General features: G+C 69.0%; 7 protein-coding genes. 4 read left to right on the top strand and 3 right to left on the bottom strand.

The window, feature by feature from the left end; all coding sequences use genetic code 11:
• Positions 1-61: 61 nt before the first annotated feature.
• Complete coding sequence (locus tag NP80_RS08980; protein ID WP_006410346.1) at positions 62-1,309, top strand: multidrug effflux MFS transporter; 1,248 nt, start codon at positions 62-64, stop codon at positions 1,307-1,309.
• A gap of 13 nt (positions 1,310-1,322) precedes the next feature.
• Here NP80_RS08980 and NP80_RS08975 read toward each other — a convergent pair whose 3' ends face one another.
• The 3 genes from NP80_RS08975 to NP80_RS08965 all read right to left on the bottom strand — a co-directional run bounded on the left by NP80_RS08975 (position 1,323) and on the right by NP80_RS08965 (position 10,609).
• On the bottom strand, positions 1,323-2,012 hold the full coding sequence (locus tag NP80_RS08975) for a hypothetical protein (RefSeq protein ID WP_006410351.1): 690 nt from the start codon (positions 2,010-2,012) through the stop codon (positions 1,323-1,325).
• A 312-nt stretch (positions 2,013-2,324) separates the two neighbouring features.
• A complete protein-coding gene (pbpC, locus tag NP80_RS08970) occupies positions 2,325-4,571 on the bottom strand; it encodes a penicillin-binding protein 1C (protein ID WP_045593553.1) in 2,247 nt (748 codons plus the stop codon).
• Positions 4,568-10,609 (bottom strand): alpha-2-macroglobulin family protein, encoded by a 6,042-nt coding sequence (locus NP80_RS08965; RefSeq protein ID WP_045593388.1) that lies wholly within the window; start codon positions 10,607-10,609, stop codon positions 4,568-4,570. The genes pbpC and NP80_RS08965 overlap by 4 nt, the downstream gene beginning before the upstream one ends.
• Before the next feature lie 275 nt (positions 10,610-10,884).
• On the opposite strand from NP80_RS08965, the gene NP80_RS08960 reads away from it, so the two are divergent.
• From NP80_RS08960 to NP80_RS08950, 3 genes are read left to right on the top strand one after another with little or no spacing between them, the layout of a single operon-like run.
• Positions 10,885-11,391: a sugar dehydrogenase complex small subunit gene (locus NP80_RS08960; RefSeq protein WP_006396897.1), complete on the top strand. Its 507-nt coding sequence runs from the start codon at positions 10,885-10,887 to the stop codon at positions 11,389-11,391.
• Entirely contained in the window at positions 11,391-13,010 is a 1,620-nt protein-coding gene (locus tag NP80_RS08955) for a GMC family oxidoreductase (protein WP_006396898.1), read from the top strand. The genes NP80_RS08960 and NP80_RS08955 overlap by 1 nt, the downstream gene beginning before the upstream one ends.
• Positions 13,011-13,012: 2 nt before the next feature.
• Entirely contained in the window at positions 13,013-14,290 is a 1,278-nt protein-coding gene (locus NP80_RS08950) for a cytochrome c (protein WP_006403391.1), read from the top strand.
• Positions 14,291-14,447: the final 157 nt, after the last annotated feature.

Genomic DNA, 14,447 nt, shown 5'->3' with positions numbered 1-14,447 from the left:
CGTGTTCGCATTTCGAACGACGTGGCGATGCGTCGCCGCCGTTCGAATCGTTCCCGTCCTCATGAATCCCACACTCGCTTCCGCGCGCGAGTCGAACTCGCCGCGCTTCCTGCTGTTCCTGATCTGCCTGTTCGCTTCCGCCGGCCAGCTCGCGATCGACATCTACGTGCCCGCGCTGCCCGACATGGCACGCTCGTTCGCGACGACGCCGCAGGCGATCCAGTCGAGCGTGTCGGGCTACATGGCCGCGTATGCGCTCGGTCAGCTGATCTTCGGCCCGATCGCCGACGCGTACGGCCGCAAGCGCGTGCTCGCGTTCGGTCTCGTCATCTATACGATCGGCTGCCTGCTGTCGCTCGGCGCGCCGAACCTCGAGACCTTCGTGCTCGCGCGCTGTCTGCAGGGCTTCGGGATCGCGACGACGAACCTGCTCGCGAAGGCGATCATCACCGATTCGTTCTCGGGGCAGGCGCTGATGCACGCGTTCACCTACATGTCGATCGCGTGGGGGCTCGCGCCGATCGTCGCGCCGGTGATCGGCGCGCATCTGCAGACCTGGTTCGGCTGGCGCGCGTGCCTCGTGTTCCTGCTCGTGTATTCGCTCGTGATGTGGGCGCTGCTGTGGCGCTACCGGGAGACCTTGCCGAAGCCCGTTCATCTCGAGCCGCGCACGCTGATCGCGAATGCGGGCAAGGTGCTGGCGAGCCCGGTATTCCAGAGCTGCTTCCTCGCGCAAGGCCTGTGCTACAGCATCCTGCTCGTGTTCAACATCGTCGGACCGTTCATGGTGCAGAACACGCTGCACCAGCCGCCGACGTTCTTCGGCTATCTCGCGCTCGGCATCGGGCTGATGTATTTCCTCGGCGGCCTGTCGAACCGGATTCACGGACGCGGCCTGCCGAGCGCCGAGCAGCGGTTGCGCATCGGCGCACGCGCGATGGCGTGCGCGGCCGTCGCGATGCTCGTGCTCGCGCTGACCGTCGGCCTGCGCGTCTGGACGCTCGCGACGCCGGTGCTCGTGATGGGCTTCTGCGCAGGCGCGATGTATCCGACGCTGATGGCCAAGGGCAATTCGCTGTTCCCGCATATCGCGGGGCTCACCAGCGCGATTCTCGGCTGCGCGCTGCTGCTCGTGTCGTCCGCGATGATGGGGCTCGCCGGCTTCGTCTCGGTGCAGGTGCTGACGCCGCTCGCGCTGTTCTTCGTCGCGCTGTCGTTCGTCGTCGTCTGGATGGTGACGAAGCTGCTGCGCTATCTGACGCAGCAGCAGGCCGCGACCGTCGCATGCGGGAGCGGCGAGACCGCGTAAGCGCGCGCAGCGTTCACAGGGGATGCGCCGCGCCGGACTGCGTCAGCAGCGCAACGGCCGCCGCAGCCGGCATCCCGGTCGAGTCGATCGCGCCGGCCTTTGCGAGCGCGTCGAGATCGCCGTCGACGCCCGGTTGACCGACCGTGAACGGCGTCGTCAGGAACGTCGGTGTCGAGAGCGTGACGGTGTATTGCTGCTGCAGATTCGCGACCACTGCCGATTGCGCGGCCTGCACCGCGTCCGCGCTGCCCATCGCCTGCCGATAGCGTGCGGTGCCCTGGAAATTGCCGATCAGGCCGGCCGTATTCGTGCCGAGCTGCGCGGCCAGGTAGACGAGCAGCAATTCCGTTTCGGGCGTCGTGTTGAAGGTGCCGCCCGCATAGGCGAGGGAATGCAGCGTCGTGCCGCCCGACGTCACGGCGATCACGCAGGGCAGCGTCGCGTCGACGGTGACGCGGTAGTGGCCGCCGCCGTCGGTCAGCGTCGTCGCCGAGCCTTGCGCGCAACTGACGGTGACCGGTGCGCTGGCGAGCGCATGGCCGGTCGCGGCCGTGCCCGACACCGCGACGGGCTGCGTGCCGTCGTTGAAGCAGACGTCGAGGCCGAAGCACGCGTCGCCGTTGCAGGCCGCGAGCGTCGTCAGCGCGGCAGCGCAGCCGGTGCTCAGCGCGGAGCGGATGAAGCGCAGGGCGAGAGGGTTCATGGTCGCGGACGCTCGGGGAAAGGGGCAGCCGGAGTGGGGCGCGCGTGGCGCCGCTCCTATTCTATGTCCGGGATGTGCGCGACGCTTGTCTGTCTTGGCGGCGACGCGCGATGCGGCGTCAGGTAACCGAAGCAAGCGGCACTGCCGCCCACGCCGGCACCCGGCTTCGGCGCGCGGCGCGCGAATGAGGGATGACCAAAAAACTCGGCGGCGGCGCGCAATGCAGCGTCGGGCAACGGCAGCAAGCCGCAATGTCGCCCACGCGGGCCCCCCGGCTTCCGCGCGCGGCCCGCGAACCGACGCGCGCCGACCTTACGGCTTGCGCGCGTCGGGTTTGGCGAACGCGCCGCGCACCTCGAAGCCGATCGCATCGGCGACGTTGCCGCGCGCATCGACGAGTTCGAGCCGGTGCCGCCCCGGCCACGGCATCCATGCGATGCGATCGCCGTGCCCGATGATCTTGTCGTCGAGCCGCCACGCGAACCGCGCCGCGCGGCCGGCCGTGCGCTCGAACCAGATCCGCTGGTGCTTCGGCGGAATGTCGGGATCGATCGCGAAGATCGTGCCGTCGGTCGGCGCGCCGATCGTCAACGGCGCGCGCGTGCCGTTCTTGTCGGGCGTGACCGGCGCCGCCAGGCGGATCGTGTCGAGCGCGGTGCCCGCGACGAACCATTCGTTGCGCGGCGGCTCGACGTCGCGCTCGAACGCGATGCGGCGCGCTTCGACACCGGACGGTGCGCGCGGCGCGCGGCTCGGTACGTCGCGGTGCAGATAGCCGACGATCGCCGACCAGACCGGCGAGGCGCCCGTCACGCCGGATACGTCCCACATCGGCGAGCCGTCCGCATTGCCGACCCACACGCCGACCGTATAGCGCGACGTATAGCCGATCGTCCAGTTGTCGCGCATGTCCTTGCTCGTGCCGGTTTTCACCGCCGAGAAAAAGCGCGTCGCAAGCGGGTTGTCGAAGCCGAACGTGCGCACGCGTGCGTTGTTGTCGGCGAGGATGTCGGTGACGATGAAGCTGGCGGCTTCGCTGAATACGCGCGTGCCGTCCGCTGCGCGCGCGGGCGACGCGGCGCCGGACGCCGGCGCCGGCAGGTCGACGACCTTGCGCGCGACGCCGCCGTTCGCGAGCGCGCGGTAGGCGTTCGTCAGCGACAGCAGCGTGACGTCCGCGCTGCCGAGCGCGAGGCTGAAGCCGTAGTAGTCGCCTTCCTGCGCGAGCGGCAGGCCGAGCGCGGTCAGCGTGCGCGCGAAGCGGTGCGGCGTGACGAGCACGAGCGTGCGCACGGCCGGGACGTTCAGCGAGCCGCCGAGCGCGCTGCGTACGCTGACCCAGCCCTTGAAGTCCTTGTCGTAGTTTTGCGGGATGTACAGTCCGCCGCCGGCCGCGAGGTTGATCGGTGCGTCGTCGAGCAGCGACGCCGCGGTCAGCCGCTTCTCGTCGATCGCCTGCGCGTACAGGAACGGCTTCAGCGTCGACCCGGCCTGACGCGGCGCGAGCACGGCGTCGACGTCGCGTGCGCTCGACAGCGCGCCGGACGAGCCGACCCACGCACGGATTTCGCCCGTCGCGTTGTCGAGCACGACGACCGCGCCGTCCTGCACGTTGCGCCGGTGCGCGGGCGCGTTCAGCTCGGTGAGCGCACGCGTCAGCGTATCGCGCGCGAAGCGCTGGAGCGACGCATCGAGCGTCGAGCGCACGCGCGCGCCCGCGGCCGGCCGTACTTCGGCGGCGATGCGCCGCGCGAAATGCGGCGCGAGCGCCGCGCCGTCGTCGCGGACCGCGGCGGCGGGGCGCGCCGTGACGAGCTGCACGTAGCCGTCGAGCGACGTGCAAGCGTCGGCGGCGCGCATGTCGCGCAGGATCCGGCACGCGCGTTCGGCGACCTTCGCCGGCGTTGCATTCGGCGCACGCACGAGCGCGGCGGCGATCGCGGCCTCGCGCGTATCGAGGCCGGACGGCGCCTTCGCGAACAGCACCTGCGACAGCGCGGCGAGCCCCACCGTCTCGCCGCGAAACGGCACGAGGTTCAGATAAGCCTCGAGAATCTGGTCCTTACGCCAGCTGCGCTCGAGGCGCAGCGCGTCCATCGCCTGCACGGCCTTCTGCGGCAGCGAGCGCTGCCCCGAACGACGCGGCGAATCGCCCAGCAGGCCCGCGAGCTGCATCGTCACCGTCGAGGCGCCGCGTGTGCGCTCGTTCCACAGATTGCCCCACGCGGCACCCGCGATTCCGCGCCAGTCGACGCCGCTGTGCGCGTAGAAGCGCTTGTCCTCGGACACGACGATCGCTTCGCGGAACGCGGGCGAGACGTCGGCGAGCGACACCCAGTCGCCGCGCCGCTCGGTGAGGTCGACGCGCGTGCGCTGCAGCGGCGTGCCGTCGCGGGCAAGCAGCACCCAGTCGGTGCTGCGCCACGCTCCGCGTACGTCGTCGTAGCTCGGCAGCGCGTGCGCGATGGCCGGCGCCGCGAACGCGAGCGCGGTCGCAAGCAGCAGGCGGCCTGCGATGCGCGCGAACCGCGGCGACTTCGGCGCGCGCGTCGCGCTCATGGGCGGCTCGCGGCGGCCGGCTTCACGGTGACCGGCGGATTCGGCCACAGCCCATACACCGACGGCGCGTACAGCGCCTCGACGCGCGTCGGCGGCAGCCCGAACGTGCCGACGTTGTTCAGCCGCACCGTGTATTCGACCGAGAATTTGCCCTTCGGCAAATAGTCGTAGTACGCGCGGTAGCCGTCGAAGTCGCGTTCGACGAACGCGGGCCAGGCGCCGTCGGGCCGCTTCTCGTCCTGCGTCGCGACTTCGGAATCGCGGCCGAGGCCCGAGCCGAGGATCGTCGCGCCGGACGGAATCGGATCGTTGACGACGACCCACGTCATGTCGCTCTGCGCGTCGATGTCGAGATGCACGCGCACGACGTCGCCGCGCGTCAGCACGCCGCTGACGGCCGGCTGCACGGGCGTGACCGTCTTCGTGATCCGGTAGCCGGCCGCGAACGGCGCGCGCAGCGGCACGGCCGCGAGGCTTTCGACGGTCGCCCACGGGCGGCCCGTGCCGTCCTGCGTGACGGACAGCGTGGCCGGCGCCTGCGAGGTGCGCGGCCACGGCATCAGCACGCTGCGCGCAGCGGCCGCGCGCGTCGCGGCGGTGGCCGATGCCGGTGCGTCGGCGGCCGCGGGCGGCTGCGACCACGCGATCGTGCGCTCGTTGTCGCCGAGGGCGATCTTCGTCGTGCCGGCGACGGGCGCGCTCTCGTACGTGCGCGAGAAGCGTTCGACGGCCAGCAGGCCGAGCGCGTTCGACGTCGTCGTCTGCCATGCGCCCTGACGTTGCAGCGCGAGCAGGCCGGCGGTCACGCGCGGCATCTCGTCCTTCCACGCCGGATCGCCCGCGAATTCGAGCGCGAGGCGTGCGGCGTTGGTCTCGTTGCTCGTCATCAGCCACCACAGATCGTCGTCGCGCGCCGTCGAGAACACGAGCTGCGTGCCCTGATAGGTGAGGCGCGCGCGCAGGATCTGCTCGACCTGCGCGCGTTTCTCGTCGCGCTGCGCAATGTCCTTCACGCGCGTGAGGATCGCGTGATAGTCGATCAGCGCGGACGTCGGCCACTGGTTCGGGGCGATCTCGATCGATCCGAGCATGCGGGCTTGCGCGGCGCCGTAGCGCGACAGCGCCTCGATCGCCGCGAGCTTGCGCAGGTCGCGGTCCTGGCGCGGCGCCCAGCTGTTGCGCTCGATGCGTCCGTCGACGAAGCGCGCGAGCCCGGCCTCGAGCTGCGTGCGCAGGTCTTCCGGCAGCGCGAAGCGCGGATCGAGCCGGCCGGCTTCGTCGGATACGACGAGCAGATAGGACGACAGCGTGGGGCTGCCCGAGTGCGCGTCGTCGGACGCCGGCGGGAAGTAGCTGGCGAGCCCGTCGCCGTCGAGATAAACGGGCATGCGCGCGACCAGCGCCTGCCATTGCGCGGCATCGCGCAGGCCGATCGCGCGCGACGTCTGCTGCTCGAGGCAGCGGTACGGATAGCGCTCGAACCAGCGCCGCACGCCGGGCAGGCCGTCCGCCAGCTTCGACTGCAGCGACACCGCGATGCCGCCGCGCGGCGCACCCTGCGCATTGACGACGGCGCCGGCCGGCGCCGAAACGGGCACCGTCAGCGTGCCGTCGACCTGCGCGAGCGTCGCCTGCTGCACGGTCACCGGCAACGCGGGCACGACCTTCTGCGCGACGGCCAGTGCATCGGACGCGCGCTTGCCGCCTTGCTCCGCCGCTTCGATGCGCCAGTTCAGCGCGCCCGTTGCGTCGAGCGCCTGCTCGGGCACGGTCACGGTCCAGCCGACCTCGGCGGCCGCGTTCGCCGCGATCGAGACGGTCTGCGGTGCGAGGTCGAGCCCCGTCACGCGCGGCGTCACGGCGACCTGCATCGCGCGGTCCGTCGTATTGCGCAGCGTGATCTGCGCGCGGAACGCATCGCCTTCGCGCACGAGCGGCGGCAGCCCGGAGATCAGCTGCAGATCCTGCGTGCTGCGGATCGACGTGCTGCCGGTGCCGAAGCGATCGGCGCCGACCGCCGCGATCGCGACGATCCGAAAGCGCGTGAGCGCATCGTTCAGCGGCACGTTGACGGTCGCGCTGCCGTTCGCGTCGAGCGTCACGCGCGGGTTCCACAGCAGCAGCGTGTCGAACAGCTCGCGCGTCGGCGCGCTGCCGCCGCCGCCACCCGCGGGCACGGCCTTGCGCCCGAAGTGCCGGCGGCCGACGATTTCCATCTGCGCGGTCGCGGTCTCGATGCCGTATGCGCGACGCCGCAGCATCGCGTCGAGCAGATCCCAGCTCGCGTTCGGCATCAGTTCGAGCAGCGCCTCGTCGACGGCCGCGACGGCGATCTGCGTGCCGGCCGGCGCCGGCTGCCCGTTCGGCAGCGTGACCTTGACCTGTGCGCGTGCGGTGCCGCGCACCGTATAGCGCGTCGCGTCGGTCGTCACCGTAACGCCGAGCCGGTGCACGCCGGTGCCGACCTTGATCTCGCCGAGACCGTAGCGGAACGCGGGTTTCGACAGATCGACGAACGCGGTCGGCGCCTCGTAGTGGCGGCCTTCGCGCCAGAACGCGCGCGCCCATTCGACCGGCGCCTTCCAGCCCCACGTGAAGAACGAATACCACGGCACCTCGCGAATCCGGCCGCGCAGCGCGAGCACCGACACGTAGACGTTCGGCCCCCAGCTTGCGTCGACCTTCAGGTCGACCGTCGGATTCTTGCCGTTCAGCTCGACGACGTGCGTTTCCATCACGCCGCCGCGTTCGACCGCGACGAGCGCGGTCGCGTAGCGGAACGGCATGCGCACCTGGAAGCGCGCGGTCTCGCCGGGCTCGTACGCGGTTTTCTCCGGGATCACGTCGATGCGGTCGGTGTTGTCGCCGCCGAACCAGAGTTCGTCCTCGCGCGTGACCCATACCGACGTCGAGGCGTTCGACGTGCGGCCGTCGCCGTCCTTCGCGACGGCGATCAGCTGCACGTTGCCGGCCTGTTCGAGCGTCGCGTCACAGGCCATGCGGCCCTTGTCGTCGGTCTTGCCCGAGCACAGCACGCCGAGATCGCGCGTGTCGCTCTTGTTGTCGTACGCGTAGAAGCCGCCGACCATCCGCTTGCGCGACGAGGTCGTGATCCGTGCGACGCCCTTGATCTCGATCGGCACCGATGCGCGCGGCTTGCCCTGCAAGTCGACCGCGAGCGCCTGCACCGGCACGCGCTGGCCGACCGACACCCAGCGGCCGGCCTTGATCCCGGCCACCACCGCGGCGGGCCACAGCATCGTGTCGCCGCGGATCGTCTGCACTTCGCCGTTCGGGTCCGCGAAGGTCGCTTCGAGCGCAATGCGCTTCGGCGCGTCGATCGCGGGCAGCCCCTTCAGCGTGATCGCGCCAGCACCGTTGCGGTCGAGCGTCAGCGGCAGCTTGTCGGCGATCAGCTTCGTCGCGTCGGGATCGCCGTTCGCGGACGATCGGTCGTCGTCGTCCTGTTCATCGTCGTCGGCCATGCCGTCGCCGGTGTCGGGACGATACGGCGTGAAGCTGAAATCCTCGAAGCGGTCGGCGAACGGCGGCGAGGCCCATTTCATCAGCGCCGACACCTGCACCGGCAGGTTCGATGCGCCGCCGCCCGACACGTAGTCGATTTGCACGTCGAGCGGCGCTTCCTTCGCGGCGACGAGCGGGCTCGTCTGCGCATCGCGCGCGCCGATCGTGCCTTTCAGCACCGGCAGCCGGAACGCTTCGACGCGGAAGCTGCCGCTGTAGATGCTGCTGGTCGGCGCATCGTCCGGGCCGTCTTCGAGCTCGACGCTGTATTCGCCGAGCTTCGCGGCGGCCGGCAATGCGAACTGCGTGTCCGCGCTATGGTCGGCGGCCCACGTGAGCGGCAGCTTGTAGGTCTGGCCGCTGCCGAGATGGCGGATCGTCACGCGCGTCGGATACTGCGACGGGAACGCGAGGCTCTGCAGCGTCTCGGTGCGCACGAAATGCTTCATCGAGACAGTTTCGCCCGCGCGCAGCAGCGTGCGGTCGAACACCGTGTGCGCGCGCACGGTCGGCGCATGGTCGGTGTCGGTCGGCACGTTGAAGCGCCATGCCTCGATCCCGCGGTTCCAGTTCGAGCTGACGAAGGCCATGTCGCGGCCCGTCTTCGGATCGTCGACGCGTGCCGACACGAAGTAGTCGTTGAAGGTATCCGACGAGCGGCATTCACGCTTGGGCTCGAACGGCCCGTCGATCTTCAGCAGGCCTTGCGCGTCGGTCTTGCCGGCCGCGATCTCGTCGCCGTTGCAGTCCGATACGCGGATCTGCGCGTTCGGCACCGGCTTGCCCTTGTCGAGCGTCGTGACCCAGACGAGGTTGTTGTCGCGGCCTTGTTTCAGATGCACGCCGAGGTTCGTGACGAGCACGGCGGTGCGCACGTACATCGTCGACGGCTTCGCGAGCAGCGAGCGGCCGAGCGCCGGCGACGCGAGTTCGAGCACGTAGAAGCCCGGCTTGTCGATCGGCACGCCGACGACCTCGAACGGGCGCAGCGTCTTCGGGTCGGCCTTCGGCAGCGTGAGCGTCTGCACCCCGCGCTCGCCGCCGAGCAGCGACAGCGAGCGCACGTCGATGCGGCGATCCTTCGGCGCCGGCATTCGCTCGCCGGCCGCGAGCGGCACGTAGACAGGGTGCTGGCCCTTGCGCGTCAGCAGGCCGGGCATCCGTTCGTCGATCGCGCCGGCCGTCATCGCCCAGTTGTCGAAGCGCTCGACGTTGCGCATCCATTCGCGGATCGCCGTGTCGTCGTCGACCTTCAGGTTCGAGAATTGCGCATCGCCGGCGTTCAGGCCCGCGACGTGCAGATCGGCTTCGACGTTGCGCAGCGTGACGGGGACGAGTGCCGGCGTATCGGGCTCGGCGAAACGCTCGACGATGCCGAACGTGCCCGACGAAAACTTCGCGAGCGGCGGCATCGGCGCGGTGCGTGTCGCGAGCGGGAACAGGTCCGCGTTCGCGAGCGGGCGGTCCGTCACGTCGTGCAGCCGCGTCGGCAGCTCGATCGTCAGCGCGGCCTGCGCGGGCAACGGCGCGGCGAACGTGACGGTCGTCACTTCGTCGCTGCGGTCGTCGGCCGCGAAGGTCGGCGACAGTGCGCCGTCCGGCCCGCGCAGCCGAATCGCTTCCGCGTCCTTGCGCGCGATCGGCGCATTGAAGGTCAGCGTCAGCGGACGCAGCGGCGTGCACGGCGCGTTCGCGTTCTCGCGCTCGCACGAAAAGCTCGCGGCGAACGGCGCACGCACGGTGAAGTCGAAGCGCCGCTCCGTCTCGTTCGCGATGCCGCTCGGGCTCGCGACACCCTTGCCGTACACGAGCTGCATCTTCGCGCTGGCCGGCAGCGCCTGCGCGCATTGCAGCGTCAGCACGCGCGCGGCGTCGCGCTTCCAGCCGAAGTGGTCGAGCAGCGCGGTGCGCGTCGCGCCGTCCGCGGCGGCGACGGGGATCCGGTTGCCGATGCCGGCCGCTTCGCACCAGATGTTCGCGAGCGCCGAGCGCTCGTCGGCCGGGCCGTTCAGCTTCAGCACGAACACCTGCCGCTCCTCGATCTCGCGCGCGCCGGGCCGCACCGATACCGGGAACGGTCCGCCCGTTTGAAACGCGAAGCGATGCGGGCCGCCGAGCGCGTTGCCCGCGACCGAACGCAGCGTGTCGTTCAGTGCGACCGCGCACCGAACGCCGGGCGGCAGGTCGTTTTCGAAATCGTAGACCCACGTCTTGTCGTCGAGCCAATGGCCCTGGCCGCGCGCGGCAGCCGCGTCGGTGCAGGTCACGCGCGCGGGATTCGGCGCGGACGCCGAGCCGAACGCGACCATCGCTTCGTCGAACTTGACGACGGCCTGCCGGACTTCGGTGACGGTGCCTTGCGGCGAGACGCTGACGGTGCGCGCCGCGCCCGCATGCAGCGACAGCGCCGCGGCGCCGGCGAGCGCCGCGAGTGCGCCTGCCTGCCAGAGACGACGAGCGCGATCGGGATGATGGATTCGCTCAGGTTTGTTATCGTGTTTGCGTTGCTTCATCGCTCGATGCCCTCGGAGGGAAGCTTTCTGTTTGATTGCACGCGATTCTAACCGAGCGTCTGTGAGGCGGAACGCGACATGCTTCGTGTCGCACACGTGTCGCGCCGACGACACAAAAATGCAGCGAAATGGCGATCGTTACGAATGGCGACACATTGAATGGACTATAAAACCATTGTCCGTTCCGGAATGTGCGCGTACATTTCAGGTCCGCGCCGATTTTTGAGAAATATCAAGCGTGGTTTTCCCGAATCCGGTGTTCGAGAGAAGGAAACATGCACAACGACAACACTCCCCACTCGCGTCGCCACGGCGACGCAGCCGCATCAGGCATCACGCGGCGTCAATGGTTGCAAGGCGCGCTGGCGCTGACCGCAGCGGGCCTCACGGGTTCGCTGACATTGCGGGCGCTTGCAGACAACCCCGGCACTGCGCCGCTCGATACGTTCATGACGCTTTCCGAATCGCTGACCGGCAAGAAAGGGCTGAGCCGCGTGATCGGCGAGCGCCTGCTGCAGGCGCTGCAGAAGGGCTCGTTCAAGACGGCCGACAGCCTGCCGCAGCTCGCCGGCGCGCTCGCGTCCGGTTCGCTGACGCCTGAACAGGAATCGCTCGCACTGACGATCCTCGAGGCCTGGTATCTCGGCATCGTCGACAACGTCGTGATTACGTACGAGGAAGCATTAATGTTCGGCGTCGTGTCCGATACGCTCGTGATCCGTTCGTATTGCCCCAACAAACCCGGCTTCTGGGCCGACAAACCGATCGAGAGGCAAGCCTGATGGCCGATACCGATACGCAAAAGGCCGACGTCGTCGTCGTTGGATCGGGTGTCGCGGGCGCGATCGTCGCGCATCAGCTCGCGATGGCGGGCAAGGCGGTGATCCTGCTCGAAGCGGGCCCGCGCATGCCGCGCTGGGAAATCGTCGAGCGCTTCCGCAATCAGCCCGACAAGATGGACTTCATGGCGCCGTACCCGTCGAGCCCCTGGGCGCCGCATCCCGAGTACGGCCCGCCGAACGACTACCTGATCCTGAAGGGCGAGCACAAGTTCAACTCGCAGTACATCCGCGCGGTGGGCGGCACGACGTGGCACTGGGCCGCGTCGGCGTGGCGCTTCATTCCGAACGACTTCAAGATGAAGAGCGTGTACGGCGTCGGCCGCGACTGGCCGATCCAGTACGACGATCTCGAGCCGTACTACCAGCGCGCGGAGGAAGAGCTCGGCGTGTGGGGCCCGGGCCCCGAGGAAGATCTGTACTCGCCGCGCAAGCAGCCGTATCCGATGCCGCCGCTGCCGTTGTCGTTCAACGAGCAGACCATCAAGACGGCGCTGAACAACTACGATCCGAAGTTCCATGTCGTGACCGAGCCGGTCGCGCGCAACAGCCGCCCGTACGACGGCCGCCCGACTTGTTGCGGCAACAACAACTGCATGCCGATCTGCCCGATCGGCGCGATGTACAACGGCATCGTGCACGTCGAGAAGGCCGAACGCGCCGGCGCGAAGCTGATCGAGAACGCGGTCGTCTACAAGCTCGAGACGGGCCCGGACAAGCGCATCGTCGCAGCGCTCTACAAGGACAAGACGGGCGCCGAGCATCGCGTCGAAGGCAAGTATTTCGTGCTCGCCGCGAACGGCATCGAGACGCCGAAGATCCTGCTGATGTCCGCGAACCGCGATTTCCCGAACGGTGTCGCGAACAGCTCGGACATGGTCGGCCGCAACCTGATGGACCATCCGGGCACCGGCGTGTCGTTCTATGCGAGCGAGAAGCTGTGGCCGGGCCGCGGCCCGCAGGAGATGACGTCGCTGATCGGTTTCCGCGACGGTCCGTTCCGCGCGACCGAAGCGGCGAAGAAGATCCACCTGTCGAACCTGTCGCGCATCGACCAGGAGACGCAGAAGATCTTCAAGGCCGGCAAGCTGATGAAGCCCGACGAGCTCGACGCGCAGATCCGCGACCGTTCCGCACGCTACGTGCAGTTCGACTGCTTCCACGAAATCCTGCCGCAACCCGAGAACCGCATCGTGCCGAGCAAGACGGCGACCGATGCGATCGGCATTCCGCGCCCCGAGATCACGTATGCGATCGACGACTACGTGAAGCGCGGCGCCGCGCATACGCGCGAGGTCTACGCGACCGCCGCGAAGGTGCTCGGCGGCACGGACGTCGTGTTCAACGACGAATTCGCGCCGAACAATCACATCACGGGCTCGACGATCATGGGCGCCGATGCGCGCGACTCCGTCGTCGACAAGGACTGCCGCACGTTCGACCATCCGAACCTGTTCATTTCGAGCAGCGCGACGATGCCGACCGTCGGTACCGTAAACGTGACGCTGACGATCGCCGCGCTCGCGCTGCGGATGTCGGACACGCTGAAGAAGGAAGTCTGACCGTGCGGAAATCTACTCTCACTTTCCTCATCGCCGGCTGCCTCGCGTTGCCGGGCTTCGCGCGCGCGGCCGATGCGGCCGATCCGGCGCTGGTCAAGCGCGGCGAATACCTCGCGACCGCCGGCGACTGCATGGCCTGCCACACCGTGAAGGGCGGCAAGCCGTACGCGGGCGGCCTCGGCATGCCGGTACCGATGCTCGGCAAGATCTACACGAGCAACATCACGCCCGATCCCGATACGGGCATCGGCAAATGGACGTTCGAGGACTTCGAGCGCGCGGTGCGGCACGGCGTGTCGAAGAACGGCGACAACCTGTATCCGGCGATGCCGTACGTGTCGTACGCGAAGATCACGGACGACGACGTACGCGCGCTGTACGCCTACTTCATGCACGGCGTCGAGCCGGTCAAGCAGGCGCCGCCGAAGAACGAGATTCCCGCGCTGCTCAGCATGCGCTGGCCGCTGAAGATCTGGAACTGGCTGTTCCTGAAGGACGGCCCGTACCAGCCGAAGCCGTCGCAGAGCGCCGAATGGAATCGCGGCGCGTATCTGGTGCAGGGTCTCGCGCACTGCAGCACGTGCCACACGCCGCGCGGCATCGCGATGCAGGAGAAGTCGCTCGACGAAACCGGCGGCAGCTTCCTCGCGGGGTCGGTGCTCGCCGGCTGGGACGGCTACAACATCACGTCGGACCCGAATGCGGGGATCGGCAGCTGGACGCAGCAGCAGCTCGTGCAGTATTTGCGCACCGGCAGCGTGCCGGGCGTCGCGCAGGCGGCCGGGCCGATGGCCGAGGCGGTCGAGCACAGCTTCTCGAAGATGACCGAAGCGGACATCGGTGCGATCGCCACGTACGTCCGCACGGTGCCGGCCGTTGCCGACAGCAACGCGAAGCAGCCGCGGTCGTCGTGGGGCAAGCCGGCCGAGGACGGGCTGAAGCTGCGCGGTGTCGCGCTCGCGTCGTCGGGCATCGATCCGGCGCGGCTGTATCTCGGCAACTGCGCGACGTGCCACCAGATGCAGGGCAAGGGCACGCCGGACGGCTATTACCCGTCGCTGTTCCACAACTCCACCGTCGGCGCGTCGAATCCGTCGAACCTCGTGCAGGTGATCCTGAACGGCGTGCAGCGCAAGATCGGCAGCGAGGATATCGGGATGCCCGCTTTCCGCTACGATCTGAACGACGCGCAGATCGCCGCGCTGACGAACTACGTGACCGCGCAGTTCGGCAATCCGGCGGCGAAGGTGACGGAGCAGGACGTCGCGAAGCTGCGCTGACATAGTCGGGCGCGCCGACACGGCGCAACCGATAGGAACAGGAGGAGCACAGCACATCGGGCGGGCCCGATGCCGGTTGTTGCAGAGCGGGGCGGGCGGCACGTGCGGCCGCCCGCTCCGGTTCGTTCGCAATGCGGTGCGCATCACGCGCATCGTC

This window comes from Burkholderia multivorans ATCC BAA-247 (assembly GCF_000959525.1).
GTDB classification, from domain to species: domain Bacteria; phylum Pseudomonadota; class Gammaproteobacteria; order Burkholderiales; family Burkholderiaceae; genus Burkholderia; species Burkholderia multivorans.
The sequence above is the reverse complement of the archived record's forward strand: the minus strand, read 5'-3'. Positions and strand labels throughout refer to the sequence as shown.